The organism is Streptomyces sp. NPDC127119, assembly GCF_042677425.1.
GTDB lineage: Bacteria > Actinomycetota > Actinomycetes > Streptomycetales > Streptomycetaceae > Streptomyces.
The window spans coordinates 1-26,519 of sequence record NZ_JBHXTO010000129.1; the positions used below are offsets into that span (position 1 = coordinate 1).

At 69.9% G+C, this 26,519-nt stretch carries 22 protein-coding genes; 6 read left to right on the forward strand and 16 right to left on the reverse strand.

All coding sequences use genetic code 11. The annotated features are described in order from the left end of the window. The 4 genes from ACFVH5_RS35215 to ddaH all read right to left on the reverse strand — a co-directional run. Positions 1-363, reverse strand: a 363-nt coding sequence (locus ACFVH5_RS35215) for an ATP-binding cassette domain-containing protein (RefSeq protein ID WP_385837745.1), incomplete at its 3' end; no start/stop codon positions are given. A 61-nt stretch (positions 364-424) separates the two neighbouring features. Continuing rightward, positions 425-1,267: a DUF4097 domain-containing protein gene (locus ACFVH5_RS35220; RefSeq protein WP_385837746.1), complete on the reverse strand. Its 843-nt coding sequence runs from the start codon at positions 1,265-1,267 to the stop codon at positions 425-427. A gap of 77 nt (positions 1,268-1,344) precedes the next feature. Then, positions 1,345-1,857 (reverse strand): hypothetical protein, encoded by a 513-nt coding sequence (locus ACFVH5_RS35225; protein WP_385837747.1) that lies wholly within the window; start codon positions 1,855-1,857, stop codon positions 1,345-1,347. A gap of 403 nt (positions 1,858-2,260) precedes the next feature. Next, positions 2,261-3,103, reverse strand: coding sequence for a dimethylargininase (gene ddaH, locus ACFVH5_RS35230; protein ID WP_385837749.1), 843 nt, complete (start codon positions 3,101-3,103; stop codon positions 2,261-2,263). Between the two features lie 614 nt (positions 3,104-3,717). Between ddaH and ACFVH5_RS35235 the strand changes: the two genes are divergently transcribed. Both ACFVH5_RS35235 and ACFVH5_RS35240 read left to right on the forward strand, forming a co-directional pair. Further along, positions 3,718-5,064, forward strand: coding sequence for a lysine N(6)-hydroxylase/L-ornithine N(5)-oxygenase family protein (locus ACFVH5_RS35235; RefSeq protein ID WP_385837750.1), 1,347 nt, complete (start codon positions 3,718-3,720; stop codon positions 5,062-5,064). Positions 5,065-5,247: 183 nt separating this feature from the next. After that, positions 5,248-6,006: a thioesterase II family protein gene (locus ACFVH5_RS35240; RefSeq protein WP_385837751.1), complete on the forward strand. Its 759-nt coding sequence runs from the start codon at positions 5,248-5,250 to the stop codon at positions 6,004-6,006. A gap of 95 nt (positions 6,007-6,101) precedes the next feature. Here ACFVH5_RS35240 and ACFVH5_RS35245 read toward each other — a convergent pair whose 3' ends face one another. The 3 genes from ACFVH5_RS35245 to ACFVH5_RS35255 form a co-directional block, all read right to left on the reverse strand. After that, complete coding sequence (locus ACFVH5_RS35245) at positions 6,102-6,611, reverse strand: hypothetical protein (protein WP_385837752.1); 510 nt, start codon at positions 6,609-6,611, stop codon at positions 6,102-6,104. Between the two features lie 208 nt (positions 6,612-6,819). Then, the gene (locus ACFVH5_RS35250; RefSeq protein WP_385837754.1) at positions 6,820-7,629 is read right to left on the reverse strand and encodes a DUF4097 family beta strand repeat-containing protein; all 810 of its coding nucleotides are present in this window, start codon (positions 7,627-7,629) and stop codon (positions 6,820-6,822) included. A 744-nt stretch (positions 7,630-8,373) separates the two neighbouring features. After that, positions 8,374-9,462 (reverse strand): transposase, encoded by a 1,089-nt coding sequence (locus ACFVH5_RS35255; protein WP_385837755.1) that lies wholly within the window; start codon positions 9,460-9,462, stop codon positions 8,374-8,376. 888 nt (positions 9,463-10,350) lie between these two features. Here ACFVH5_RS35255 and ACFVH5_RS35260 point away from each other — a divergent pair. Continuing rightward, the gene (locus ACFVH5_RS35260; protein ID WP_385837756.1) at positions 10,351-10,926 is read left to right on the forward strand and encodes an LmbU family transcriptional regulator; all 576 of its coding nucleotides are present in this window, start codon (positions 10,351-10,353) and stop codon (positions 10,924-10,926) included. Positions 10,927-11,073: 147 nt separating this feature from the next. Here the strand turns inward: ACFVH5_RS35260 and ACFVH5_RS35265 are convergent, their stop codons facing one another. The 4 genes from ACFVH5_RS35265 to ACFVH5_RS35280 all read right to left on the reverse strand — a co-directional run bounded on the left by ACFVH5_RS35265 (position 11,074) and on the right by ACFVH5_RS35280 (position 16,425). After that, the gene (locus ACFVH5_RS35265) at positions 11,074-11,736 is read right to left on the reverse strand and encodes an FMN-binding negative transcriptional regulator (RefSeq protein ID WP_385837770.1); all 663 of its coding nucleotides are present in this window, start codon (positions 11,734-11,736) and stop codon (positions 11,074-11,076) included. Positions 11,737-12,134: 398 nt separating this feature from the next. Continuing rightward, positions 12,135-13,271, reverse strand: coding sequence for a M20 family metallopeptidase (locus ACFVH5_RS35270; protein WP_385837758.1), 1,137 nt, complete (start codon positions 13,269-13,271; stop codon positions 12,135-12,137). After that, on the reverse strand, positions 13,268-14,800 hold the full coding sequence (locus ACFVH5_RS35275; RefSeq protein ID WP_385837759.1) for an aldehyde dehydrogenase family protein: 1,533 nt from the start codon (positions 14,798-14,800) through the stop codon (positions 13,268-13,270). The genes ACFVH5_RS35270 and ACFVH5_RS35275 overlap by 4 nt, the downstream gene beginning before the upstream one ends. 59 nt (positions 14,801-14,859) lie before the next feature. Further along, on the reverse strand, positions 14,860-16,425 hold the full coding sequence (locus ACFVH5_RS35280; RefSeq protein WP_385837761.1) for a GMC family oxidoreductase: 1,566 nt from the start codon (positions 16,423-16,425) through the stop codon (positions 14,860-14,862). Positions 16,426-16,597: 172 nt separating this feature from the next. Between ACFVH5_RS35280 and ACFVH5_RS35285 the strand changes: the two genes are divergently transcribed. After that, positions 16,598-17,092 carry a GbsR/MarR family transcriptional regulator gene (locus ACFVH5_RS35285; protein ID WP_385837762.1) on the forward strand — a complete coding sequence of 165 codons (495 nt, stop codon included), beginning with the start codon at positions 16,598-16,600 and terminating at the stop codon, positions 17,090-17,092. A 415-nt stretch (positions 17,093-17,507) separates the two neighbouring features. On the opposite strand, the gene ACFVH5_RS35290 is transcribed toward ACFVH5_RS35285, so the two are convergent. From ACFVH5_RS35290 to ACFVH5_RS35310, 5 genes are all read right to left on the reverse strand, one after another. After that, complete coding sequence (locus ACFVH5_RS35290; protein WP_107020103.1) at positions 17,508-18,035, reverse strand: NUDIX hydrolase family protein; 528 nt, start codon at positions 18,033-18,035, stop codon at positions 17,508-17,510. A gap of 138 nt (positions 18,036-18,173) precedes the next feature. Next, positions 18,174-19,241: an iron-siderophore ABC transporter substrate-binding protein gene (locus ACFVH5_RS35295; RefSeq protein ID WP_385837763.1), complete on the reverse strand. Its 1,068-nt coding sequence runs from the start codon at positions 19,239-19,241 to the stop codon at positions 18,174-18,176. Continuing rightward, positions 19,241-21,127, reverse strand: coding sequence for an ABC transporter ATP-binding protein (locus ACFVH5_RS35300; RefSeq protein WP_385837765.1), 1,887 nt, complete (start codon positions 21,125-21,127; stop codon positions 19,241-19,243). The genes ACFVH5_RS35295 and ACFVH5_RS35300 overlap by 1 nt, the downstream gene beginning before the upstream one ends. After that, complete coding sequence (locus ACFVH5_RS35305; RefSeq protein ID WP_385837766.1) at positions 21,124-22,818, reverse strand: ABC transporter ATP-binding protein; 1,695 nt, start codon at positions 22,816-22,818, stop codon at positions 21,124-21,126. Before ACFVH5_RS35305 ends, ACFVH5_RS35300 begins: the two co-directional genes overlap by 4 nt. Positions 22,819-22,967: 149 nt before the next feature. Beyond that, positions 22,968-24,320: a lysine N(6)-hydroxylase/L-ornithine N(5)-oxygenase family protein gene (locus ACFVH5_RS35310; protein ID WP_385837767.1), complete on the reverse strand. Its 1,353-nt coding sequence runs from the start codon at positions 24,318-24,320 to the stop codon at positions 22,968-22,970. Between the two features lie 86 nt (positions 24,321-24,406). Here ACFVH5_RS35310 and ACFVH5_RS35315 point away from each other — a divergent pair, with 86 nt between their 5' ends. Both ACFVH5_RS35315 and argB read left to right on the forward strand, forming a co-directional pair. Beyond that, a complete protein-coding gene (locus tag ACFVH5_RS35315; RefSeq protein ID WP_385837768.1) occupies positions 24,407-25,354 on the forward strand; it encodes a methionyl-tRNA formyltransferase in 948 nt (315 codons plus the stop codon). Positions 25,355-25,500: 146 nt separating this feature from the next. Then, complete coding sequence (argB, locus tag ACFVH5_RS35320) at positions 25,501-26,439, forward strand: acetylglutamate kinase (protein ID WP_385837771.1); 939 nt, start codon at positions 25,501-25,503, stop codon at positions 26,437-26,439. Positions 26,440-26,519 lie beyond the last annotated feature (80 nt).

The window sequence follows — 26,519 nt, forward strand, 5'->3', positions numbered from 1 at the left end:
GTGCAGGTCCGCCATGAGCAGCATGTTCTCCTCGCCGGTGATCAGGCCGTCGACGGCGGAGAACTGCCCGGTGACTCCGATCGCGGCCCGTACGGCCTGCGATTCGGCGGCGATGTCGTGACCCGAGACCTGGGCCTGCCCGCCGTCGGCGGTGATGAGGGTGGACAGGATCTGCACGGTGGTTGTCTTGCCGGCGCCGTTCGGGCCGAGCAGGGCGAAGACCGAGCCGGCCGGGATGTGCAGGTCGATGCCGTCGAGCACGACCTTGTCGCCGTACGACTTGCGCAGCCCGATGGCGGAGACGGCGGCCGAGGAGACGGGGCCGTCGGCTTGCCTGGACGTGGGCATGACAGGAGTTGGCATGGTGTCCTCCGTTCGAAGGGTGAGGTGAGGGAATGGGACGGGGTGGTCCGAGGGACGGTGGTCAGGCGGTGGCGCGCAGGACCGTGATGTTGCCGTGCTGGGTGCGGGCGAGGACCTCGACGGTGTCGTCGGTCTCCTGTGGGGCGTCGGTGGTGTCGAGCGCGTTGCGCACATGACCGGAACCCGAGCTGACGTCGAGCCAGGCGGCGGTGCCCTCGCGGATGCCGACCTCGATGGCGCCGTAGGAGGTCTCCAGCTGAACGCTGCCGCGGGCCACTTCTCCGAGGCGGACGGCGCCGTTGGCGGTGGTGGCGGTGACCGAGGCCTCGGCGCGCCGGATCTCGATGTCGCCGTGGGCGCTGGTGGCCTTGAGATCGCCGGTCACCGCGCCGAGGGTCGTGGTGCCGTGTGAGTTCTTCAGGACGGCGGGGCCGTCGACGAGGCCGACGCGCAGGTTGCCGGTGTTGGTGGTGATCTCGGCCTTGCCCTCGACCCGGTCCACGCTGATCGAACCGTTCGGCGCGGTCGCCCGCAGTGGTCCGGTGGTGCCCAGGCGTACCTCGCCGGCCGAGATGTTCACCCGGACCTCACCGAACAGGCCCTCGCAGACCGCCTGTACCCCGCCACCGGTGATGTCGATCTGCGAGTCCGTGGGCAGCTCGACCGTCACGTCGACGGTGCCCGTGCGGCCGAACAGGTTCGCCTTGGGCGTCTTGACGGTCAGCACCCCGCCCGCGTACGTCACCTCCGTCTGCTTGGCGGTCCGCAGGTCCTGGTCCTTCTCGGGCTCGCGTGGCCGTACCTCGACGACCGTGTCGGTCCGGTCGGCCGCGGTGAACTGGATGGTGCCGGCCTCCAGATGTGCGACGGCGGAGATCGGCTCGGGGGTGTCGAAAGAAGGCATGGTCGTCCCGTCCTCTTGGGTTCGTGGGGCGTCCCCGCTGGTGGGACGTGGTGTGGGCGAAGTGGGCGGCGGTGCGGCTAGCGCACCCAGCCCGTCATGCTCTGTCCGACGGTGTGGGTCCTCTCCGTCGCACGCGGCCGGGTGCCGCCGTAGATCGCGGCCGAGACGGTGCGCACCAGCCACGCGTTGACCGACAGTCCCTCGCGCTTGGCCACTTCTTCGGCCCGGGCCTTGAGGTGGGCCGGCAGACGCAGGTTGACCCGGGCGGTGCCGCCTTCCTCGCCGTCGGCGGGCGGCACGAGCGAGTCGATGTGCTCGGGAACGTCCGCGAGGGCGCTGCCCTCACCCGGTGGCCGCGTCACCACGAAATCGGGGTCGAGCCCACGCAGCCGCAGATCGACCGACCCTGGCGCGAGGTCACGCGTGATGTCGTCCATCGCCGCGGAGAGCACGTTGAGCATGGCCAGGTGGGTCGCCGCCTCCAGGGGGGCGATGAGCCGCTCGGCCAGTTCACGGGCGTCTTCCCCGCCGGCTTCCGCGGCCACCAGTAGTTCGCGCCGGAGAGCGTCGATATGCGGCGTGAGGTCCATGACGTCATAGTGGCAGCACTGTGGTGCCATATGCAAGCGGGAATGGCGCCCTCCGCTCGATGCCCCCTCGGTCAACGCATCTACCTGCGGAAACGTCGGAAGATTGTTCGCGCCGCGATGGCGCCACGTCGATGCGGGTCGCGCTGATGGCGGCATGATGGCTTCAGAGTGATGCCGCATGGCGCCACGGGTGTCTCGTCGAGGGTGGGCGGGTGTGACCGGTGTCGGTCGGCGTCCTGCAGCGCATGACCACGGTGCACGGTGCGGTCACCACGGGCTGCGGGCCCCGGGGTGTGAACCGGGGCCGGTGGACCGCCGGTTCTAGGTGCTCAACGCCCGGAGTGCGGCTGTCCCGCTGACGGGACAGCCGCACTCGACGGTCGCGTTCACACCGCTTCGCGCCTCACGTGCGCAGTTCGAGCGTGCAGCACTTGACGCTGCCGCCGGCTTTCAGTAGCTCGGTCAGGTCGGCGCCGAGGGGACGGTATCCGTGCTCGCGCAGCTGCGCGGCGAGGCCGGTGGCGGCCCGGGGCAGGACGACGTTGTGTCCGTCCGACAGCGCGTTGAGGCCGAACACGGCGGCATCTGACTCCTCGGCGAGGATCGCGTCGGGGAATCGTTCCGCCAGTACCGCCCGGCTCTCCGGGGAGAAGGCCGCCGGGTAGTACATGATTTTCCGGTCCCCGAGCACCGCCAGTGCCGTGTCGAGGTGGTAGAACCGTGGGTCGACGAGGGTCAGGCCGGTCACGGGGCAGCCGAAGAACTCGCGGACCTCGGCGTGGGCCCGGGATTCGGAGCGGAATCCGGTGCCGGCCAGCATTTCCCCGCCGGCCCAGAGGAAGTCGCCCTCACCCTCGTTGACGTATCTCGCCTGCCGGACCTCGGACCAGCCGCCGCGTCCGAACCATTCGAGATAGGCCGCCGACTCGTCCCCGCGCTGGGGATGCCGGAATCGCGCGACGAGCACCTTTCCGTCCACGACGATGGCGCCGTTGGCGGCGAAGACCATGTCGGGAAGTCCCGGTACCGGTTCGATCAGTTCCACGTCGTGCCCGAGTTCGACGAACGTATCGAACAGCCCTTTCCACTGGGCCAGTCCCGTCTCTGCCGAGGTGGGACGATCCGGGGCCATCCACGGATTGATCGAGTAGGTGACGTCGAAATATGTAGGGCGGCACATGAGGTAACGCCGGGCTGACACCTTTCGCTCGCCGGGTGCCGTCCGTTCCGAATATGTGTGCGGCAACTTGATTCCCTCCGCTGGAAACTTTCCAGGATTTCGGGAACGATTCCCGATCGGTTCCCGGTGAGAAAGGAATAACGCGGCGACAGTAAAGTCAATGCCTCAGTGATGCGGCAGGGTGAGGAATCTTCTCGTTTCCCTGGCAGGCAGCCGGAAATCTGTCCGAATCGGATGCCGTTCCGGTGAAGAATTGAAGGAGCGCCACCGCTCCGGTCCGTGGCGGATTGCCGTCGGCCGCGCGCGGGGTCGCGCCGCTGTTCGTCCGGGAAGGCCTCCGGACTGGGTCGCGTACCTCATCGCGCCGGACCTCTCCTCCGACCCGGTGGCCGGTCCCTCGCACGGGTCTCTCACCCGTACCGCTTTCTCGGGGGATTCACGTGGCCCATTTGCCCGAGTACGGTGGTGCCCTTGAGTGCGTATATTCGTGTCCCGCCGACGGGACAGGAATGCGTTGAGGTCGGCGTACTTGAAACCGTTCGCCGTGCCGGTCTACGTTGGCGGCGCGACCGCTGGAAATTCAATCCCGCCCGGACGCGCATTCCTCTAGGAGTGGAAATTTGCCGATCGAAGATGCGACCCACACATCGCTCAGTCATGCCAGCGGGAGAGAATCTTCTATGAGTGATCGTGAACACGAGACCTACGATGTTGTCGGCATCGGTTTCGGCCCTTCGAATCTGTCACTCGCCATAGCCCTGGAGGAATATCGGGCGAACAATCCGGGAAATGAGGTCAGCGCCCTCTTTTTGGAGCGGCAGTCCGCATTCGGTTGGCACCGCAACATGCTGCTGCCGTCAGCGACCATGCAGATATCTTTCCTCAAAGATCTGGTCACGTTCCGCAATCCGACGTCGAATTTCAGCTTCATCGCCTATCTGCACGCATCGGGGCGGCTGACGCAGTTCGTCAACAATCAGGACTTCTTCCCGACGCGCCAGGAGTTCCATCAGTACCTTGAGTGGGCCCAGGCACGCGTGGCCGATCGCATCGCGTACGGCTCCGAGGTGGTGTCGATCGGGCTGCCGGCGGACGTCGACCCGGAGCGCGCGGACCGTCTGCGCCTGGAGGTGGCGGACGCCACCGGCAGGATCGGCCGTGTCGTCGAGGCGCGGAACGTGGTGATCTCGACCGGACTGGTCCCGAGCATGCCCGTCGGTACCGAGCGTGACGACCGGGTGTGGCACAGCTCGGAGTTCCTGGAGAAATTCCGCCGGGCGAACCCCGCCGAACTGCGTCGGGTCGCGGTGGTCGGAGCGGGACAGAGCGCGGCCGAGATCACCAGGTTCCTCTACGACGAGCTCCCGCACGCCCAGGTGTACGCGGTCATCCCGTCCTACGGCTACTCCGTCGCGGACGACACCCCCTTCGCCAACCAGATCTTCGACCCCGCGGCCGTCGACGACTACTACTTCGGCACCGACCAGACCCGGGAGGCGTTCTGGCGGTACCACCGCAACACCAACTACTCGGTCGTCGACGACGAGGTGATCCGGGACCTGTACCGCCGGTCCTACGACGACGAGGTGCGGGGCATCCGGCGCCTTGAGTTCCTCAATCTGACGAGGGTCAGCGGTGTGAAGAGCCTCAGCGCCGAGACCCGTGTCTCGCTCCAGGTGGGCCCCGACGAGGAGGTGCGCGAACTCGACTTCGACGCACTCGTCTGCGCGACCGGATACAGCACGATGGAGCCGACCCGGCTGCTCGGTGATCTGGACCGCCACTGCATGCGCGACGACGCGGGCCGCTACCGGGTGGAGCGGGACTACCGCATCGTGACCGGTCCCGAGATGCGCTGCGGCATCTACCTTCAGGGCGGTACCGAGCACACCCACGGCCTGACCTCCTCGCTCCTGTCGAACATCGCTGTCCGCAGCGGTGAGATCGCCGACTCGATCGTGGCCGGGCGTGCGGGGCGGGACGCCGAGCGGGACGTCTTCGCCGAGATCGGCGGAGACGTCCGCTAGCCGGACCGGACCGCGGAGGCGAACGGACCGGACGTCATACCGGCCGGATGTCATACCGGCCGGCCCCATACCGGAGCCCGCGTGCCCGCATTCCGCCCTTGGCCGAGGTGTGCGCGCGTAGGCTCCGATCACGGAGTCGTTCCACTCTCTCCGTGTCTCGGTATACCGAAAGGAGGCTTCGGGATGAGGAGTCCGGTGGAAGAGCGGTGGATACGCCGCTTCCGGGACGGCGACGGCTGCCTGACGAAGCTCGTCTGCTTCCCCCACGCCGGCGGCTGGACGAACGCGTACCGCACCTGGACGCTGGGCCTGCCCTCGGACATCGGTGTGCTCGCCGTCCGGTACCCCGGCCGGGAGGACCGACTCGGTGATCCGTTCCCGGCCGGGCTGGACACCCTCGCCGACGACATAGCCGACGCCCTGGTCGAACTGGCGCGGCACCGGCTGGTGTTGTTCGGCCACAGCATGGGTGCGTCGGTGGCGCACGAGGTGGCGCTGCGCCTCCAGAAGCGTGGCTGTCCGCCGACCGCCCTGTGCGTGTCAGGCCGACGTCCGCCGCACGCGCTGGAGGGCCAGCGCCGGTTCGCCGGCACGGACGAGGAGGTCATCGCGGATGTCCTCAGGTTCGACGAGAGCCGGGCTCCGGTCTTCGAGGACCCCGAGCTGAGGGAGATCCTGCTGCCGGCGATCCGCGCGGACTACCGGCTGGTCGACGACTATCGCGGTGGCGACCGGCCGCCGCTCGACTGCCCGGTCCACGGCTACACCGGCGACGACGATCCCGAGGTCACCCCGGAGCAGATGCGCGGCTGGGCCGATATGACGCAGGGCGTCTTCCGGCTCCGGGTGCTGCCCGGAGGCCACTTCTACCTCAGGGCGGAGGAGGCCGCGCTGCTGGCCGACATGAGAGCCGTACTGAGCCGGACCCCACCTCCTGCGTGAGCGGCCTGGTGGCCCACCCGACATGGCGCGTTCGAAGACGTGACGTCCGACGAGCTCGTCCGACGACGGACCGCCGTCCGCGTCTGTCGGGGCGGCTATCGCACCCAGCCGTTGAACTGCTGCCTGGCGCGGGACGCTCGCTTGCTGTTGGCCAGCGCAGAGGCGGAGGCGCGGACCATCCAGGCGTTGACGGACATCCCCTGCCGGGACGCCGCCTCCTCGATCTGGTCCTTCATCGCCTGCGGCGGCCGGAAGTTGATCCGGGCCGTTCCGCTCACGGCGCCACCGAGCGCTTCGGCCGGCCAGTCGCCCGCCGCGTCACCGGTCTCGTCCGGGCCGGCCTCGACGAGGCCCTCGTCGCTCGAAGGCGGAGTCACGACGAAACTGGGTTCCATTCCGCGCAGGCGGAGATCCACCGAGCCGGGTGCCAGGTCCCGGCTGATCTCGTCGGCGGCGGCCGACAGAACCTTGAGCAACGTGAGTCGGACGGCCGGCTCCAGCGGGGCGACGAGTCGCTCGGCGATCGCACGGGTCTCGGAGTCCCCTGCCGCGGACGCTGCGACCAGTTCGTCGCGCAGCGCCTCGACATACTCCCGTAGTTCCATGGACCAATCATGGCACACGGGTTGCGCCGCATGGCGCCTGGTTGGCTTATTCGTCCAGGGTGTATATGCGCAGGTCGGACGCTTGGCGCGGAGACGGGGCGACGCGGTTCTCGGGGCTGCGGGCCGACGGTTGGCGTGACGCCGGTGAGTGTCGCGGACAAGGCGCCACGTGGAAGGGACGCGAGCCCGGAGCGGTGCGCGCTCGGGGTCATTCCAAGCGGGAACGCTCCACCACGATGTCGCCGATCACGGCCCGCGCACGGACATGGACGATGTCGTCGGCCTGTTGCGCTCCCGCCAGGAGCAGCAGAGAGGTGTAGGCGGTGCCCGCGGCGGAGTCGAGGGACAGGCGGGCCTCGCTCGTCTCGGCCACACCGATGCGGATGTTGCCGAACGAGGTGACGGCCACGACGGATCCGCAGATCACCTCCCCGATGTCGATACCGCCCTGCAACGTGCGGGCCTCCACGTCGGTGTGAGCCCGGCTGATCCGGATCTCCCCCTTCTCGGTGCGCATGCGGGCGACACCGCACACCGTCCCCACTCTGGCGGCGCCGTCACCCATTGTCCTGATCGTGGCGCTGCCTTCGACCTGCCGCATGTGGACGTCACCCCCGGCGGCCGTGGCCTTGACGCTGCCGGCCGCGCAGTCGACCGTGATGTCTCCGAGGGAGGAGGTGAGGTGCAGACCACCGGTGCGGTCGAGCCCGATGCGGCCCATCCCTGTGCTGAGCCGGCAGTTGCCTAGTTCTCCCACGGCCAGGAAGTCCGCCGCCATGCCGCGGCCGTGCAGGCTCGATCCCGTCGGCACGGCCATCACCACGGTGACAGCGCCTCCGGTTCGGCCGGGTTCGGGGACCTCCACGAGCAGCCGACCGTCCGCGTATTCCACGTACAGCTCCTCGGCCGCCTGCACGTCGTCCTGGTCGCCGCTGTCGCGCGGATACACCCTCACGGTGGTGTCGGTGCGGTCACTCGCGGCTATGTGGACCTGGCCGAGCGTCAGGCTGAGCACCACGCGGACAGGTGCTGGTGTGTCGAACGTCGGAATGGCGAGCCGCCTTCGGAATGTCTGTGGCCGCCGATCCGGTGAAGAGGGCAGCCCGGACGGCGCGGATTGACGCTTGGTCACGGCAATGGCCCACGGGCCCGGGGGTGCGACATGCCGGAGCGTGAGCGGGATGCGCCGGAGGACCCGGCGCATCCCGGTGCGCTCTCACCGTCAGTGCCCTCTGCGCGGGTTCCCGCGGGGCCGACCGGGAGCCGGGCACGGGCGCCTGAGCATGCGCGGCGCGACTCTCTGCTGATGGCATGGCGTCACGTTAGCGCCATAACGTCATGTCAAGCACGGAGGACACGGGGGTGTCGCGTCGACGGCGCGCGGAATCGGTCAAGGCGGTGTCGGGGCGCGCCGACGAGGTTTGAACGGCACTCGCCGCCTGGGCAAAGGGGCCAGCACGGGCAGTCCGCCCGATGCGCACGAGTCCGCCGGACATCCCCCCGGCGGCCGCACGGCGTCGTCTTCCGGTCAAAGGGGGCCGTGCGGCCGCCGGGGATGCCTGTTCTGGCGGTGATATCCGCAGGTCACGGGTGTCACAGGAAGAGCACGCGATGTCCGGCCCATCAATGAGGCGCCAGCATGTGCCAACATGGCGCGTACTGGCGCATCTTCATGGCGCCATGTGGTGGCATCGTTGTATCGTCATCCTGACGGCCACTTCCGTCCGAGAGTCGTGGGCGGCCGTGGACGGCGCCGTGTCCCTCAGAGCACTCTCTCCGCCATCTCGCGCGACGGCTCGACGGCGCGCCCATGCAGACGCTGATAGGCGTACGCGGCGGACACGAGAGCTGTGTGGTGGTACCACCCGGGGAAGGAGCGCCCCTCGAAGTCCAGCAGGCCGAAGTCCCGTTCCATCGACGCGATCACGTCGGTCGTCCCGGCGTGCAGCGCGGCGACCCGGCAGACCTCCGAGAGGGTGTGGTGGGTGAGGCTGGTGAGCCACAGCCGTCCCGATGCGTGGGCCGGTCCTCCTTCGGTGAAGAGCCGGTACGGAGGGCCGGGGGAGCGCCCCTGGGAATTGCGGGGCAGGTGGACGAGCGTGGTCTGGAGGTGCGCGACGCGCTGCCGTCCGCTGTCCAGGGGGACGACCGCGGTCTCCGGGGTCTGCGCGAAGGCCAGAGCCCTCGCCGTCACCGGTCCTCCGGCGGTTTCGCCGGCCGGCTGCACCGGCAGGTGCGGTGCCACCGCGACGACGAAGTCGCGGTGACGCTTGGCGAGTCCGGACAGCAGGTGCTCCACGTCGGGTTCGTCGCTCATGTCGACGAGGGTCACGGAGGATGTGGATCCCGTGCGGGCCGACAGCCGGTCCACGAGTCGCAGGGTGTGCCTCCACATGGGCCGGTACCGCTCGGCGTCGGGTATGCGGGCGTCCCTGCGTCGTCCCGAGTCCTGTGTCCAACTCATCGGCAGGTGCAGGCACCAGTCGACGGGCACCTGGGTGGTGCCGACGCGGAGGAAGGAGCCCAGTCCCAGCTGGCAGTTGAGCGTACGGCCCGAGGACGGGTCGAAATAGCGGTGGACGCCCACCGATCTGTCACCCCGTTTGGGCATGACGGCCCGGCCTATGGGCCAGATCGGTTCGGGATCGTGGCCGGTCACCCAGCGGGTGAGTTCTTCCATGACCTCGTCGAAGTTCCAGGGGCTGAGGCTGACGAACTGCCGCAGTGACTGCACCGCGGACGGGTCCGGTGAGATTGCGGTGGCCAGTCGGCGCAGCGACTTCTTACCCGACGTGACGAGCAGCCCTTCCAGATAGGAGTGCGCCATCTTGCGCTGGTCGATCCGACGCAAGCTCTTGAATATTGTTCCGCTGAAACGATCCAGAGTTAAGCCCGAATTGCCGCCGTACGTCGTATTCCGTGAGGTTGACCAGGCTTCCGATGGGGCCACATCCATGGCGCAATAACTCCCCCGTGACTACTGAGCGTTGTGGAGAGAGAGTGTAGGTGGCGCACCAAGGTGGCGCCACTGTCCGGCGCATGGCTTGTTCTGGCGCCTTGCGTGGCACGCGTTGTTGAGGGTGTGGTGGCGGGAGCGCGGTTGAATATGGCATATGTCGTGAAGAGCGTGAGCGTCCCCGCACACCCTGGTGGCGGCTGGCGGGGGACTGGCCCTCCAACCCGTCCTGAGCTGCTGGGATATGGAGCATCCGGTCGCTGGGGAAGCGTGGTCCGGGAGCGTCGGTGCAGGTGATTCGAGGGCCTCCGTGTCGGGAGGCGGTGGTGGAACGGGCCGCCGGGCGCCTCGCACACCTGCTCGGTTCACGCCAACTGCGGGCTAGACCAGTGGACCAAAGGGACGTGAGAACTCCGCAAAGTAGTGCCCGATGGCGCCAAGATTCTTGAACTCGTATTGATGTCGGGGTCTACTCGGGGTGCAACGGTGGGCTGTCTCGGCCGCAACGGGGAACCGTGCAATGACTGGTTCATTCAGGTCGCCCGTGTTTCGAGCGGTGGTCACCATGCATGGCATGTAGGTGCTGCAACGGGGGTGAACGGTCTCAGTGTTTGAAGGGGAACCACCGCGAACCCATCAGCATTTTCCGCGCGTTGACACGGAGGCGTGATGGCGAAGCAGGTCGAGAAGTGCAGGGAATCCACACCACACACATTCGGCAAGACCGCAGAGGAGATTCCGAGGCAGCGTAGAGGCGGAGGTCCGGCATTACGGCGTGAGCAGGTGCTCACCACGAATGTGGGGCTGCACATACCCACGGGCCTCACCTTCGAGGAGTGGGAACGCGCCGGCCGTCAGCTGTCCGGGTTGGTGAACTCGTCGTCCTGGTGGCTCGGGGACTGGCTCATCTTCGGCAAGGACCAGTACGCCGACCGCTATGAGCGCGGCATCCGCGCGGCCGGGCTGCAGTATCAGACACTGCGCAACTACGCCTGGGTCGCCCGGCGGTTCGAACTGCACCGACGCCGGCCCGCGCTCAGCTTCCAGCACCACGCCGAGCTGGCGTCGCTGCCCGTCGACGACCAGGAGGCCTGGCTCGATCGCGCGGAGCGGACGAAGTGGAACACCAAGCAACTGCGCAACGCGATCCGGGCCGAACGCGAGGGCGCCGCGCAGCAGACGAACGCTGTCGCAACCACGCACCGGCTCGCCCTGCCCGACCATCGGCTCCAGTGGTGGCACAAGGCGGCGGCGCTCGCCGGAACCGAGTTGGGGGAGTGGGTGACCGCCACCCTCGATGCCGCCGCCGAGCAGGTGCTGAAGGAAAAGGAAGCGGATCCGCAAGTGCCGCTCGCCTGATCTTCTGACCGAGCGGACGGAAAGCCAGGGACGGCCGAGGAGGGCGGGGAAGGCAGGGAAGACCGAGGGAGGCAGGGCGCGGGAGAATTCGCGGGGTCCGCACACCCGGCACGACGGGGTGCGGACCCCGTGTCATGCGAGACGGTGTTACGGCAGGCGGCCCATGAGGTCGGCCGTCCGGGCGTGCCGGGTGCAACCGCGTCCGGCGAACGACTGCTCCACCCGCTCACGGATCTCGGGGCGTTGTTCCTGGCTGAGTTTGAACATGCCCTCCGCCTTGGTCACCCTGATGCGGAAGGCGCCCACCGCGGGCACGATCTTGCGAAAGTAGGTGAGGGATTCGGTCATGTCCCAGTTGTCACCGAACGCCTTCTCGAAGGTCTGCACCGTCGCCTGCACGACGCCGAGCGTCTCGTCGATCGTCTCGAATTTCTCCACCACTCCATGCACGTGCACGGAGGTGAAGTTCCAGGTGGGGGCGGCCGGTGCGATGTCGTAGACAGTGGGCGAGACGTAAGCGTGCGGACCGGTGAATGTGAAGAGGTTCACCGAGCCGGTCTCCAGTGCCGCCCAATGCGGATTGGCTCGGTTCATGTGGCCCAGCAGTGGCAGGCCGGCCAGGTCCGGAGCGGGCGAGTCGTCCCATTCGGGGTCGATGATGACGGGAAGGTGGGTGGCGTAGGGTCCGTCAGCGGGATTTCCGTTACTGGCCATCAGCGCCAGAGGATTCTCACGCATCAAGTCGACCATCCATGAAACATGTGGTTCCCGGTAATGACTGGGGACGAACATACAGCACCCACCTTTCATGACGTGATCCGGCGAATAGCCGATGGCGTCGCCATGGTGTCCTGTCGGCAGGACAACCGGATTCTTCATGATGGTGCGCGGTCATGTCGCGCGCAATCAATAGGAGACTGATACCCCCGAACTCACGCGGAGAACTACGACTGAAGCCCGCTGCTGCAGTTGCTCGTTGCATCTACATGAATAGATGCGGATTATTGCGCGTGCGACGGAAACCGCCGGAAAATGGCTACGCCATAATCTTTTCGGCGAATCAAGGGGGAATCCGTCCGGGCGGATCCGCCAGCACGGCGCAATTGCTGTGGGGGCCAGTGGGGGACCACAGGGCGATCGCGCACCTGAACAGCACGCGCGGAGACGCGCGTTCGGCCCCTACTTCGTGTTCGGCGGGGCTACTGGGGTTACCGGGGCCGCTGAGCCGCGCGTGCCACGTCGATGGCTGTCCAGGCCATGCCCGTTGCTCCGTCGAGTGCGGCTCGGTCCGCCGCCTGGGTGCGGGAGGCGGCGGTGAACTCCGGCTGGTGGTTGACCGCGGGCGCGCAGTCGAGGCCGAGCATGGGGTGGATGGTGGGCACGACATGGGAGACGTTCCCCATGTCGGTGGCGGCGCCGGTGACGCCGGCCGGCAGTTCGGGGAAGCGGCGGCCCAGTGCCGTCGCGTTGGCGACCCACAGGTCCAGCAGGTCCCGGTCCGGCCGCAGGTCTGCGTAGTCGGGGCCGACCGGTGTGGTGGACAGTTCGCAGCCGGTGGCCAGCGCGCCCGCCTCGAAGCAGCGGCGCACCCGCTCGGACAACGGCCGCAGTGCGTCCAGGTCGTCGCTGCGTACGATCCAGCGGCCCCGGCTGGCGTCGGGGACGATGTTGGCGGCGGAGCCGGCGTGGGTGACGATGCCGTGGACGCGGTCGGAGGCGCCGGTGTGCTGGCGCAGCAGCCCGACGGCGACCTGGGCGACGGTCATGGCGTCCGCCGCGTTGACGCCCAGCTCGGGATAGGCGCCGGCGTGGGCCGCCTTGCCTTCGTAGGCCACGTCGAACTGGGTGACGGCCAGGCCGGGCATCGCCGCCATCTCGACCGCCGCCGGATGGACCATCATGGCCGCGTGCACGCCGTCGAAGGCGCCCTGTTCCAGCATCAGCACCTTGCCGCCGCCGCCTTCCTCGGCGGGGGTGCCGAGTACCCGTACGGTCAGGCCGAGTTCGTCCGCCAAGGGGGCGAGTGCGACACCGGCGCCGACGGCCGCGGCGGCGATGACGTTGTGGCCGCAGGCGTGTCCGATGTCGGGCAGCGCGTCGTACTCCGCGCAGATCGCGATGTGCGTCGGCCCGCTGCCGACCGTCGCCTGTACGGCGGTCGGCAGCCCGCAGTAGCCGTGCTCGACCTCGAACCCCGCGTCGCCGAGGGCGTCGGCGACCCAGCGGCTGGCGAGGTACTCCTCGAAGGCCAGCTCGGGGTGGGCGTGGATCCGGTGGGAGAGGGCGATCAGGTCGTCCGCCGCGGCACGGACGTGCCGTGCCGCGGCCTCCTTGGCGGTGGTCACCGGCCGGCCGCCGGAGCGGTGGCGGCGATGTGCACGGCGGCGGGCCGGGTCGCCGCGTCGTAGGCGGCACGGGCCCCGGTGGCTCCCATACCGCTGTCGCGGGCGGGCTCGTACAGCCGCTCGGGGCCGCCGCCCTGCCACTGGTTGACCCAGACCACGCCCACGGGCAGGTGCGAGGCCGCCGCGATGTGGTCGGGGTCGTCGGTGTAGACGGTGGCGGCGAGGCCGTAGCGGGAGGCGGCGGCGCGGGCCAGGCCCTCCTCGAAGCTCGGCACGACGGTGACGGGCGCGACCGGGCCGAACGTCTCCTCGGTCATCACGAGCATGGTGTCGTCGACCCCGGTGAGCACGGTCGCCGGGTAGAAGTAGCCGGTGCCTTCCGGCACGGCTCCGCCCGCGCGGACGGTGGCGCCCTTGTGGACGGCATCCTCGACGTGGAGCCGTACGGTGTCGCGCTGCCGTTCGTCCACCAGCGGGCCGAGCATCGTGGCGGGGTCGAGGCCGTCGCCGACGGCGAAGGTCCCCGCGGCGGCGACCAGCGCCTCGACGAACTCGTCCGCGATCCGCTCATGGACGTAGATCCGTTCCATGGAGGTGCAGATCTGGCCGGTGTTGATGAACGCGCCGAACGCGACGGCCTGCGCGGTGGCCACCGGATCGACTCCGGCGTCGATCACGACGGGGTCCTTGCCGCCGAGTTCGAGCACACTGCGGCTCAGGCGCCGTCCGGTCGCCGTTCCCACGGCGCGGCCCGCCCCGACCGAACCGGTGAAGTGGACGAGCCGTACGTCTTCGTGTTCCGTCAGCGCCGCGCCGGTGCGGGCGTCGCCGAGGACCAGGTTCAGTACGCCCGGGGGCAGCCCGGTGATGGCGGCCAGCTCGAACAGCCGGACCGTGGACACCGGGGAGCGTTCGGAGGGCTTGACCACGACGGTGTTCCCGGCGGCGAGCAGCGGGCCGAGTGCGCCGAGGACCATGACGACGGGGAAGTTCCACGGGGTGATCACGGCGGTGACGCCGAGCGGGTGGCGGACGATGTCGGTCCGCCCGCCTGCCGCACCCGTACCCGTACCTGCATCCGGATCGGGACCTGCATCCGCATCCGTACCTGCATCCGTACCCGCACCTGCATCCGGGCCCGGACCCGCGCCGGTCACCGTTTCGGTGAACGGGTAGGTGAGTGCCTGGTCCGCGGCGGCCTTCAGACCGGCCACGGCCCCCGCGATGAAGGACTGCCCGATGCCGACCGGCTTGCCCATCTCCCGGCATTCCAGTTCGGCCAGTTCCGCGGCGTGCGCGGCGATCGTGTCGGCCCAGGCGTGGATCAGTTCCACGCGCCGGGCCACGGTGAGCGCGGCCCACCCGGGCTGCGCCGCGACCGCCCCGGTCACGGCGCGGTCGACGTCCTCGGCGCTGCCGGCGCGGAACCGCGCGAACGTCTCCTCGGTGGCGGGGTTGACCACGGCGACGACGTCCTCGCCGGCCGGCTCTTCCCACCGGCCGCCGATGTAGTTCTGGAGGGTTTCCATGATGGTGGCCGTCTTTCTTCGGTACGGGGTGGGTCGAGGTGTCTCGGTGAGGGCGCGGTTCACGCGTCGAGCCGGGCGGCCATGAGTTCGCCGGTCATGATGGCGGCGAGATTGGTGTTGGCCCGCGGCACGGCGGGGAAGATCGAGGCGTCCACGACCCGCAGACCCCGGACGCCCTGCACCCGGCACGCCGGGTCTACGACCGTGTCGGGGGCTCCGGGAGCCCCCATCCGGCAGGTGCTCGTGCCGTGCTGGGCGTCGATGACCGTGGACAGGAGATGGTCGTCGAGGTCGCCGTCGTTTGCGAGGGCCTCGAACAGCGGACGGTTGGCCTCTTCGACCGAACCGCCGAGGACGGCGGCGGTCTCGGCGCGGCCGCTCAGTTCGACGAGGGCGCGCACGCCCTCCCGCATCGGGGCGAGGTCACGCTCGTCGGAGAGCATCCGCTGGGCGACGTACGGGTGTGCCGAAGGATCGGTGGAGACCAGGGTCAGTTCGCCGCGCGAGTGGGCGCGGTTCAGCCAGACGCCGAAACCGCCGGAGTGCGACTCGGCGTTCGCCGTGGCCATGGCCAGCACGTTCTGGTTGAGCGAGACGAACATGAGGTCGTCGGAGTGCGTACCCGAGGCGCTGGACCAGCGCACGCAGACGTTGGTGTGCCGGTCGTGCGGCGACTTGATGGCGGCTTCGGCCCGCAACGGCAGGGAGAGCACCGTCATCGCGTGGTCCTGCATCCCGAGACCGACCGGCAGGTCCTGCCGGACCTCGATGCCCAGCTCCCGCAGCCGGGCGGCGGGGCCGATGCCCGAGCGCAGCAGGATCGCCGGGGAGTGGATCACCCCCGCGCTGAGGATCACCTCGTCCGCGTACTCCGTGACGATCGCCCCGTCGATCACCACCCGGACGCCGATCGCGCGGTCGTTCTCGAAGACGACGGAGTCCACGAGTGCGTCGCCGCGGACGGTGAGGCCGGGCAGTTCGCGCGAGGGTTCGAGGTAGCCGTCGTTGACGGTGACGCGGCGGGCGTCACGGGAGTTGATCGGGTAGGGCGAGACGCCGGTGGCGCCGGGGGCGTTGACGTCGGGCGCCCAGCCGTGGCCCGCCGCCAGGGCCGAGTCGGCCAGGGCCCGGTCGACGCCTCCCCAGGCCCTCCTCGGCATTCTGTGGATCGGGGTCGGTCCGCCGCGGCCGTGGTAGGGCCGGTCCCCGAACTCCTCGTCGTCCTCCAGCATCGAGAAGTACGGCAGCACGTCCTCGGGCGCCCAGCCGGTACAGCCGAGCCGGACCCACTCCTCGAAGTCCTCCATCGGCGGCCGGATGGCGATCTGACCGTTCACGGACGAACTGCCGCCCGTTCCACGGCCGCGCCAGTACGGGGCCTGTTGCTGCTTCTCGGTGCGCGAGGAGTTCAGGCCGGTCCACACGAGATGTTCCGAGGCCGCGGGGTCCATCAGGGCCACCACGGGATTGGGCGAGCGCCATGGTTCCGGCAGCTGCGCCGAGCGGTGGTCGGGGCCCGCCTCCAGCAGGAGGACCCGCCGGCCGCGGGCGGCGGCGCGGGCGGCGAGCACCGCGCCGGCGGAACCCGCGCCGACGACGATCAGATCGCGATCATGTTCTGCCATCTGGACTCCTTGATACGGGAGCGTCTCGCGCCGATACGGGAGCGTCCCGCGCCGGTGACTCCTGCGTGGATGCTGGTAATCTGACCTATCAGGAAAGTTCAGTCAAGAATGAATTTTCATTTTTTTCCGTACGGGAGGATCGGTGTCGCCAGCCGCCGACGACGTTTCAGCCATGCGCGCGGGGGGTTCGGCCATGGAGGGCGAGAGCTCGGCCGGGGTGGATGAACTGCTGGTCGAGGACTTCGGGCAGCGGATCGGGCGGGCGATGGGGTGGCCGCCGATGGCCGGACGGCTGGGGGGCGTCCTGATGCTCAGCCCGGACCCCATGACGATGTCCGAGCTGCAGGAGGCCCTGGGAGCCAGCAAGGGCTCGGTGTCGGAGATGACCCGCCTGCTCATCACGAACGGCACGGTCGAACGGGTCAAGGTGCCCGGCGTGCGCCAGGCCGGTTACGTATGGCGCGACGACGCGTGGAGCGGCTGCCTGCAGCATCAACTCGACCAGACCCAGCAGCTGTTCGAACTCGCGCGGATCGTGCAGGAGCGGGGGGCGGACATGCCGGAGGCACAGCAGGCGCGGCTGCGGGACATGCACGCCTACTACGCCTTCATGGTGCGGGAGTTGAGCCGGCTGGTGGGCGAGTACCAGCGGCTGCACACCGGATAGGTGCGGCTCCCTGGCCGGAGCGGATCGGCTGGGGTCAGCCCCTGCCCGTCCGGTCATCGGCCGACAGGTGTTCCACCGTCCTGCCCTTCCCGGTGGACGTCCGGGTGACGTGACCCGAGGAGTGGACCCGCGCATGGGTGCCCTCCGGCGGGCAGTTCCCCCTTGCGTTCCAGAAGGGGTGAGCTTCTCCGGCCCGGCTGCCCCGGAACCGGGACGCCCGTGCGGGGCGTACGGGGGATTCCCGTGGCGCCCGAGGTGTGGCGTGAGCTGACGGAGAACGCCGCGCGGTTCGGGATCGCTCCGCCGACGCCCACGCCTGCTCCGGCGCCCACACCGACGCCTGCTGCCACGCCGACGTCCGCTCCCACGGGCTGAGGGGACGCCGGGCCGTCGAACAGCGATTCCTGCGCCGTCCTCAGGACAGGGCGCCCATGTGTGCGAGGGCCTGCTTGAGCAGAGCGCCGTGGCCGCCCGGCATCTCGTTGAGGACCATGGGGGACGAGGCCTCCTGCGGGCTGAACCAGACCAGGTCGAGCGCGTCCTGGCGGGGACGGCAGTCGCCGGTCACCGGCACGATGTAGGCGAGCGACACCGCGTGCTGGCGGGGGTCGTGGAACGGCGTGTCCCCCAGCGTCGGGAAGTACTCGGCGACGGTGAAGGGCTGCAGCGAGGCCGGGATGCGGGGCAGCGCGACCGGGCCGAGGTCCTTCTCCAGGTGGCGCAGCAGGGCGTCCCTGACCCGTTCGTGGTGCAGCACCCGGCCGGAGACGAGCGCGCGGCTGACCGCTCCGCCCGATCCCATGCGGAGCAGCAGTCCGATGCTGGTCACTTCGCCGCTGTCGTCGACGCGTACCGGCACGGCCTCCACGTACAGGATCGGCATACGGGCGCGTGCCTGCTCCAGCTCGTCGTGGGGCAGCCAGCCGGGCGTGGTTTCGGTCATGTCAGACATTGGTTGATCATACTTTCAGCCTCTGGTGTCGCGAGCGTGTCGCCCGACACAGCGTGGTCCGGGGCCACGGATGATCCGTGGCCCCGGACCTTCTGTCCGCTGGGCCCCGCGGCAATCGCGAGATCACTCTCAAGAGGTCGGTTCGGTCACCTTCGTGGCGGTGTCGCCGTCGACGGCCGCGGCCAGCTGCGGCACCAGGCGGTCCAGCATGTAGGGCAGGCTCAGCACCGACACGAAGGACACGGAGTTGCCGTAGTCGCTGGTCTCCTCGACGAAGACCTCGCGACCCTGCTTCACCACGTCCAGGTCGCCGTAGAGCGCGTTCTTGTGGAGCTTGGCCCCGTCCTTCGCCGTGTCCCCGACGATCCAGACGGCGGCGTCGGTGTTCAGCAGGTCGGTGCGCTCCTTGCTGATGTTGGCACCGAACTTGTCACCGATGACCTTGTCGAGGTCGGTCGGCAGTTTGAATCCGAGGTCGGTCAGCACCCGTGAGCGCGAGTCCTGGCTGCCGAAGACGAAGATGCCCTCGTACGGGGTCGCCATCACGCCCGTGGACTCGGCGAAGTCGGGGTTGTCCTTGGCGGCGGTCGCGAAGTCGGACTCGACGCCCTTCACGAGGTCCTTCGCCGCGGACTCCTGGCCGAGCGCCTTGCCGATGATCTCGGTCTGCTGCTGCCACGGCACACCGAAGTCGTTGTACTGCTTGGGCTGGGCCACGACCGGCGCGAACTTCGAGAGGGTCGTGTACTGGTCCTTCGTGAGGCCGCCGTAGACCGCGAGGATCAGGTCGGGGTTCAGCTCGGCGATCTTCTCCGTCTGCGGGCCCGTGCCGGTGTCCTTGAGGACGGTCGGGGTCTTCCCGCTGCCCAGTTTGTCGGTGGCCCAGGGACCGATGGCGCCCTTGTAGCCGCCGAGCCACTCGGTGGTGCCGACGGGCACCTTGCCGAGAGCGAGGACGGCGTCCTGATCGGTCAGCCCGACCGTGACGATCCGCTTCGGCTCGGACTTGACGGTGGTGCTGCCGTATTTGTGGGCCAGGGTCACCGGGAAGGCGCTGTTCGCGGACGCGGACCTGTCCGCGCCCGCCGCGTCCGAGCCGGAGTCGTCGTCGGAGCCGCAGGCCGCCGCGGTGCTGAACAGGAGGAGTGCGGAGGCGAGCGTCGCGACAAGGCGTGCGCCTCTGGAAGAGCCGGGCATCAGTGGTCCTTCACGGTGGTGGTGTCAGGGCTGGTGGTGACGTGGCTGGTGGTGCTGTGAGGGCTGGGGTGGTGCGTGGGGGTCCGGTCGGCCGTGGCGCGGGTGCCGGACCAGGCCGCCCACAGGGAGGCGTAGGGGCCGGCCGCGGCGCACAGCTCGTCGTGGGTGCCGTTCTCCACGATCCGGCCGCCGTCCATGACGACGATCCGGTCCGCGGTGGCGGCCTGCGTGAGGCGGTGCGCGACGATCAGCGCGGTGCGGCCCTCCACCGCCCGGTCGGCCGCCTGCTCCAGGAGCCGGGCGCCGGTGCTGCCCGCCTCGGCGGTGGCCTCGTCCAGTACGGCCACCGGGGGGTCGGCCAGCACCAGGCGCGCCAGGGCGAGTTGCTGGACCTGGGCGGAGGTGAGGCGGTGCCCGCCGTCGCCGACGACCGTGTCCAGGCCGTCGGGGAGGGCCCCGGCCCAGTCGAGGGCGTCCACCGTGGCCAGTGCCGTACGCAGTTCGTCGTCGGTGGCGTCGGCCCGAGCGAGCCGCAGGTCGTCCGCGAGCGGCCCGGCGAAGACGTGCGTCTCCTGGGTGACCAGCGCGACGGGCAGGCCCTGGCGGGGCACGCCGTCGTCGGTCGTCACGCGTACCGAGCCGGACGTCGGACGGTGGACGCCCGCGATGAGTTTGGCCAGGGTGGTCTTCCCGGCGCCGCTCACGCCGACCAGGGCCACACGCTCGCCCGCCCGGAGCGTGAGGTCCACACCGTGCAGGACGGGGCGGCCCGGTTCGTACGCGTGGTCGATGCCCGTCACGGTGACCGTGCCGTGCGCGTCCGTGGCGCGCGGGTCGTGGCCCGCGGACGGCTGCGGTTCGGGGGAGGGCTGGTCGGCGACTCCGACCAGGCGGGCGAGCGCGGCGGTCGCCGACTGCGCGTCGTCGAGGAGGACGAGTGCCTGGTTGACCGGCGAGAACAGACTGTGGAAGTAGAGGGCGGCGGCCGTGGCCGTGCCGATGGACACCGATCCGCCGCGCACCAGCAGGAACCCGGTGACGAGGACCGCCGCGAGTCCGGCGTACTCCGCCACGTGCAGCCGGTTGTAGAAGTTCAGCACCAGCCGTACGCCGCGCAGCGTCAGTTCGACGGCTGCCGACGAACGCCGGGTCACCCGCGCGGTGTGCTCCTCCTCAAGACGGAACGCCCGTACGGTGCTTGCGCCCGCGATGGTGTCCAGCAACTGCTGCTGCTGGGACCCGGTGGCGATCCGCTGCTCCGCGTAGAGCGGCACGGCGTTGCGTACGTACCAGCGGGCGGTGGAGGCCTGGACGGGCACCGCGACGAGGGCCGCGAGGAAGAACCGCCAGTCCAGCGCGGCCATCGCGGCCAGGGTCAGCACGATGGCCAGCAGCGAGCGGGCCAGTTCGGGCAGGGCCGAGCGCACTGCCTCGCCCACCACCGAGACGTCCCGGGTGACCCGTGCGGTGAGGTCGCCCGCTCCCGCCTTCTCCACCTGTTCCAGGGGCAGGCGCAGGGCCTTCTCGACGAACCGCTCGCGCAGCTGCGCGAGGACGGTCTCGCCGAGCCGTGACACAAGTGCCAGGCCCACCACGGTGGTTCCCCCCTGGGCGAGGGCGACCAGCACCAGCAGGACGACCGGCAGGGTGATGCTCCCGGGCGGCCGGTGGTCGGCGACCAGGTCCACGATGCGGCCGAGCAGCGGCTGGACCAGCAGGCCGACGGCGGTGGCCACCACCATCATGGCGAACGCGCCGAGGGCCAGTCGGCGGTGCGGGCGTACGAGTTCGCGTACGGCGGCGCGGGTACGGGCCTGGGTCGCCGTGGGCAGCAACTGCCGTGCCGCGGTGGCGGTTCCGCCCAGGCCGGCGGCGGTGTCACTCATGCCAGAACCGCCGCTCGGTAGGTCTCATGACGGGCTATCAGGTCGGCGTGCGGGGCCGTGTCGGTGACCCGGCCGCCGTCGAGCAGGACCACCCGGTCGGTCACGGCGAGGAGCGCGGGGCTGGTGGTCACCAGGACCGTGGTGCGGCCCTTGCGGACCTCGCGCAGACCGGTCGCGATGCCCGCCTCCGTCACCGCGTCGACCGCCGTGGTCGGATCGTGGACCACCAGCACGGCACGGTCGGCGGCCAAGGCGCGGGCCAGCGCGACCCGTTGGCGCTGTCCGCCGGAGAGCGAGCGGCCCCGTTCACTGACCGCGGTGTCCTCGCCGTCGGGCAGGGTCTGCGCGACCTGAGCCACTCCGGCCGCGGTCATGGCGGGCTCCGGGTCGCCGGACGCGGGAGCGGCGGCCGTCACGTTGTCGCGGACGGTGCCTTCGAAGAGGTCCGCGTCGTGCTCGGCCACCAGCAGGGCCGTACGCATCTCGGCCGGATCCAGGTCCCGCAGGGACACGCCGTCCAGTTCCACCGTGCCCGAGTCGGGGTCCGACCGCCGGGCCAGGCAGTGCAGCAGGTCGGTGGCGTGGGCGGGGTCGGTGGCGACCACGCCGAGCAGTTCGCCGGGCGCGATGTCCAGGTCCACGTCCCGCAGTCCGCCGTGGCTGACGCCGGCCAGTCGCAGTGCGCCGCGCACCTCCGACGGCAGGCTCAGGTCACCGGCGGTGACGCCGTGCGGGGTGGCCAGGACCTCCCCGACCCGGCCGGCCGAGGCGCGGCCCTGGGCGAGTTCGGCGTTGACCCAGGCGAGTACTTCGAGGGGGCCGACGAGGAAGAGCGCGAGTCCGACCGCCGACACCAACTGGCCGAGGCTGATGGTGCCTTCGGCGGCCAGCCGTCCGCCGACCAGTGCGACGAGCGCGATCAGGCAGCCGGTCAGGGAGAGCACCATGCCGCTCTGGAAGGCCTGCGCGCGGGCCGCCTTCAGCGTGGCCGCCAGGGAGTCGCGGCTGGTGGTGCGGTAGCGGTCGATGGCCGCCGACTCGCCGCCGATGCCCTTGAGGATCCTGAGGCCCGCCACCAGGTCGGCGGCGACGGCGGAGGCGTGTGCCGCGCGCTCCTGCTCGGCCTCGCTGCGGGTCTCCAGGGGCTTGCTCAGCAGATGCCCGAGCCAGAGCAGCACGGGTGTGCCGAGCAGGACGACCAGGCCGAGCAGGACCGACGTACGCAGCAGGACGAAGGCGCAGGTGAGGATGCCGGCCAGGGACGCGATCCCGTACATGACGGCCGTGTTGACGCCGCCGACCCGCTTGGCGTCCTCGGTGGCGATGTTGGCGAGCGCGCCGGGAAGCCGGCCGTCCTCGGCGCCACCTCCCGGGTGCAGTACGCGTCGTACGAGGGAGATGCGCAGGGAGTGTTCGGCCCGGACCGCGGACCGGTCGCCGGACCAGGCGCCGAAGCGGAAGGACAGGGCCAGCCCGACATAGACGACGGCGAGGACGCCCAGCCACAGGAGGAGGGCGCCGGTGTCGGAGCCGGTGACGGCCCGGTCGATCACCACGCCGATCAGCACCGGGACCAGGGCTTCACCGACCTGGTGCCCGGAGGCGAGCAGCGCGCCGAGACCGACGTCCCGGCGTTGCTCCCTGACCGACTCCCGCAGGACGTCACGTCCTGACGGATATGTAGGACTCACCCGCAACCCCTCCGGGATCGGACGAAGAAAACTTAGGTGAGGCTACTCTAAGTTGCTGACCATGGCATTGCCCAGGGCGGGCACGGGTGCGGGAGCCCGGCGCGGGTGTGGGTGTGGGTCCGGTGGCACACCCGCGCCGGACGGGCCGCTCAGGCCACCGGAACCGCCGACCCCGCCAAGTCGCCTGCGCGGTGGGCGATCAGGGACTCCAGGATCTCGCCGGACCGGACCGCCGTGGTGGACAGCAGGGTCGAGGTGAGGCCGTGCGTGTGCTCGGTCGCGCCCTGCAGATAGATGCCCGCCGTGACGTCGGGGGTCAGCTCGACACGGTGGTCGCGGCCGACGCGTACGGCGTCCTTGTCGTCCCGCAGGCAGAGTTTCGCGGTTCTGCCCAGCAGGGTGTCGAGGTCTCTGGGGCGGTAGCCCGTCGCGTGGACCAGCAGGTCCGCGGAGATCACCTCCCGTTCCCCGGTGGGGAGATACTCGACGGTGACCTCCAGGTGGTCGTCGAAGCTGCGGACGTCCCGGATGCGGGACACGTTGCGCAGTTGCAGCCGCTCACGGCCCTGGACCTTCTCGCGGTACATCGTCGCGTACAGCGACTCGATGAGGTCCATGTCGACCACCGAGTAGTTGGTGCTGCGGTGGTAGTCGACCAGGGACTGTTTCACCTCCGGCGTGGACCGGAAGTAGACGTCCACGGCCTCCGGGTCGAAGATCCGGTTGGCGAACGGGCTGTCGTCGGCGGGCGTGTACCCGTACTTGGCGAAGATCGCGCAGATCTCCGCCCCGGGGAAGGACCGGTGCAGGTAGTCGAGCGCCTCGGCGCCGCTCTGGCCCGCGCCGAGCACCAGGACGCGGCCCACCGCGTCGCCGTCACCGGAGGCGTTCAGCTCCCGTACGCGCGGCACGAGTTCGCTGTTGTGCCAGATGCGGTCCGACAGGGCCGTCTCCGGGGGCAGATGCGGCTCCAGGCCGACGGCCACCGAGATGTTCCGGGCCCGCCGGGTGACGGTCCTGCCCGGTTCGCCGGGTACGCGGCTGACGACGTCCAGCCAGCGGACCTCCCCGTCGGGGCCGGTCACCGGGTCGACGGAGACGACCTCGTCCGAGTAGTCGACGAGGTGCGCCACCCGGGAGGCCGCCCACTCGAAGTACTCGTGGAACTCGATCCGCAGGGGGAACAGCGTCTTGGCGTTGAGGAAATCCACCATCCTGCCCCGCTCCCGCAGGAAACACAGGAAGCTGAAGTCGCTGGTCGGGTTGCGCATGGTGACCAGGTCCTTGAGAAAGGACACCTGCATCGTGGCGTCTTCGATGAGCATGCCCCGGTGCCAGCCGAACGACGGCTGACGCTCCAGGAATCCCGCGCGGATCCGGTTCTCCGGAGCGGCTTGGGCGTTGTGTTCCTCAACGGCAATGGCCAGTGCGAGATTTGACGGCCCAAACCCTATACCGAGCACGTCAAGGACGGCGTCCGGTTCGTCGTGCAGTGCGTTCACCGCAACTTTTCCTTCCCCTAGGCGCCACTGATGTTAAATAAGGTTAGCCTTACCTTGCAATGGTGTGTCCTAGGAGAGGATCGACTATGCGGGTCGTCATGTTCGGCTACCAGACCTGGGGGCATCGCACCCTCCAGGCTCTGTTGGACTCCGACCACGAGGTGGTCCTGGCCGTGACCCACCCCAAGAGCGACCACGTGTACGAGAAGATCTGGGACGACTCGGTGGCCGATCTGGCCGAGAAGCACGGCGTACCGGTGCTGCTGCGCAACCGGCCCGACGACCCCGAACTGCTGGCCGCCCTCAAGGACGCGGAGCCGGACCTGATCGTCGCCAACAACTGGCGCACCGTGCTGCCCCCGGAGGTCTTCGACCTGCCGCCCCACGGCACGCTCAACATCCACGACTCGCTGCTCCCGGCCTACGCGGGCTTCTCCCCGCTGATCTGGGCGCTGATCAACGGCGAGCGGGAGGTCGGTGTCACCGCACACCGGATGAACGCCGAACTCGACGCCGGTGACGTGCTGCTGCAGCGCGCGATACCGGTCGGCGCGGCCGACACCGTCGCCGACCTGTTCCACCGCACGGTCGACCTGATCGGCCCGGTCGTGAACGAGTCGCTCGACCTGATCGCCTCGGGCCGCGCCCGGTGGATACCCCAGGACCGCAGCCGGGCCAGCTTCTTCCACAAGCGCTCGCTGGAGGACAGCCGGATCGACTGGACCTGGCCCGCAGAGGACATCGAGCGGCTGGTACGGGCCCAGTGCGACCCGTACCCGAACGCGTTCACCCACCACCGCGGGCAGCGGATCCGGATCGTGGAGTCCGCGGTCTCGGAGGGCCGTTACGGCGGCACCCCGGGCCGGATCTTCATCCGCGAGGGCGACGGGATCGTCATCGTCGCCGGTACGGAGGCGAGGAACGGGCGGCTGCGCGGGCTGGTCGTCAAGCGGGTCCGCACCGAGGACGGGGCGGAGCACGCGGCGACGGACTACTTCCGCACGATGGGCGGCTATCTCACGGGTCGCCCGTGAGCGCCACCGCGGTGAGCGGAACGGCGGTGAGCGGCACGGCGGTGGCCGACGCGGCCGTGACGGACACGGCTGCGGCGGACACGGGTCCGACGGCCACGGTGACCGAGGCCGCCGCGTCCGCCGGGCTCGCCGAGCGGCTCGTGGCGCTGGAGCCCCTGCGCGGGCACACGGTCGTCGTCAAGTACGGCGGCCACGCGATGACCGACGACACGCTCCGACGGGCCTTCGCGCAGGACGTCCTCACCCTGTACCGGGCGGGCGTCCGGCCCGTCGTGGTGCACGGCGGCGGCCCGCAGATCGCCGCCCACCTGGACCGGCTCGGGCTCAGGTCCGACTTCCTCGACGGGCTCCGGGTCACCACCCCCGAGACGATGGAGGTCGTACGGATGGTGCTGTCCGGCAAGGTCCAGAAGGACCTGGTCGGCCTGCTGAACGAGCACGGGCCGCACGCGGTGGGACTCAGCGGCGAGGACGGGCACACCCTCACCGCCGTCAAGCGCTACGCCCAGGTGGCCGGTGAGAGCGTCGACATCGGCCTGGTCGGGGATGTGGCGCGCGTCAACACCGCCGTCGTACGGCTGCTGCTGGAGGGCGGCCACATCCCGGTGGTCTCCTCCGTGGGCCGGGGCGAGGACGGGCAGGTCTACAACGTCAACGCGGACACGGCGGCCGGGGCGTTGGCCGCCGCGCTGGGGACACGGGTCCTCGTCGTCCTCACCGATGTGCCGGGGCTGTACGCCGACTGGCCCGCGAGCGAGCGGATCGTCGACCGCATCGGGGCGGGGGAGTTGGAGCGGGCGCTGCCGGGGCTGGCCGGCGGGATGGGGCCGAAGATGGAGGCGTGTCTGCGGGCCGTGCGGGGCGGGGTGGGGGTGGCCCGGGTGCTCGACGGCCGCACACCGCACGCCCTGCTCGACGGGCTGGTCGGCGGCGCCGGATCCGGCACGACGATCGTCCCGGACCCGACAGCCCTCGTACCGGCCGTATCGGCCGTGTCCTCCGGGTCCTCTGCGTTCTCCAGGCCCTTGGAGCCTTCTGCGTCCTCCGTGCCCTCGGCGACGGCGGCGCATCCGGTGCCCCGGTGAGCTGAGTCGCTCGTCGGTGCCCCGCCCGCTCTCCAACCCCGCCCGGGCCCGCACTGTTGGGGGGTTGTAAGCCGTGTTGG

Excerpts from the sequence above, each read along its gene's own strand:
- ACFVH5_RS35225 (WP_385837747.1), bottom strand. The coding sequence starts at position 1,857 with ATGGACCTCACGCCGCATATCGACGCTCTCCGGCGCGAACTACTGGTG.
- ACFVH5_RS35295 (WP_385837763.1), bottom strand. The coding sequence starts at position 19,241 with ATGCCCGGCTCTTCCAGAGGCGCACGCCTTGTCGCGACGCTCGCCTCC.
- ACFVH5_RS35220 (WP_385837746.1), bottom strand. The coding sequence starts at position 1,267 with ATGCCTTCTTTCGACACCCCCGAGCCGATCTCCGCCGTCGCACATCTG.
- ACFVH5_RS35280 (WP_385837761.1), bottom strand. The coding sequence starts at position 16,425 with ATGGCAGAACATGATCGCGATCTGATCGTCGTCGGCGCGGGTTCCGCC.
- ACFVH5_RS35275 (WP_385837759.1), bottom strand. The coding sequence starts at position 14,800 with ATGGAAACCCTCCAGAACTACATCGGCGGCCGGTGGGAAGAGCCGGCC.
- ACFVH5_RS35290 (WP_107020103.1), bottom strand. The coding sequence starts at position 18,035 with ATGACCGAAACCACGCCCGGCTGGCTGCCCCACGACGAGCTGGAGCAG.
- ACFVH5_RS35235 (WP_385837750.1), top strand. The coding sequence starts at position 3,718 with ATGAGTGATCGTGAACACGAGACCTACGATGTTGTCGGCATCGGTTTC.
- ACFVH5_RS35240 (WP_385837751.1), top strand. The coding sequence starts at position 5,248 with ATGAGGAGTCCGGTGGAAGAGCGGTGGATACGCCGCTTCCGGGACGGC.
- ACFVH5_RS35315 (WP_385837768.1), top strand. The coding sequence starts at position 24,407 with ATGCGGGTCGTCATGTTCGGCTACCAGACCTGGGGGCATCGCACCCTC.
- ACFVH5_RS35265 (WP_385837770.1), bottom strand. The coding sequence starts at position 11,736 with ATGAAAGGTGGGTGCTGTATGTTCGTCCCCAGTCATTACCGGGAACCA.
- ACFVH5_RS35285 (WP_385837762.1), top strand. The coding sequence starts at position 16,598 with ATGCGCGCGGGGGGTTCGGCCATGGAGGGCGAGAGCTCGGCCGGGGTG.
- ACFVH5_RS35245 (WP_385837752.1), bottom strand. The coding sequence starts at position 6,611 with ATGGAACTACGGGAGTATGTCGAGGCGCTGCGCGACGAACTGGTCGCA.
- ACFVH5_RS35300 (WP_385837765.1), bottom strand. The coding sequence starts at position 21,127 with ATGAGTGACACCGCCGCCGGCCTGGGCGGAACCGCCACCGCGGCACGG.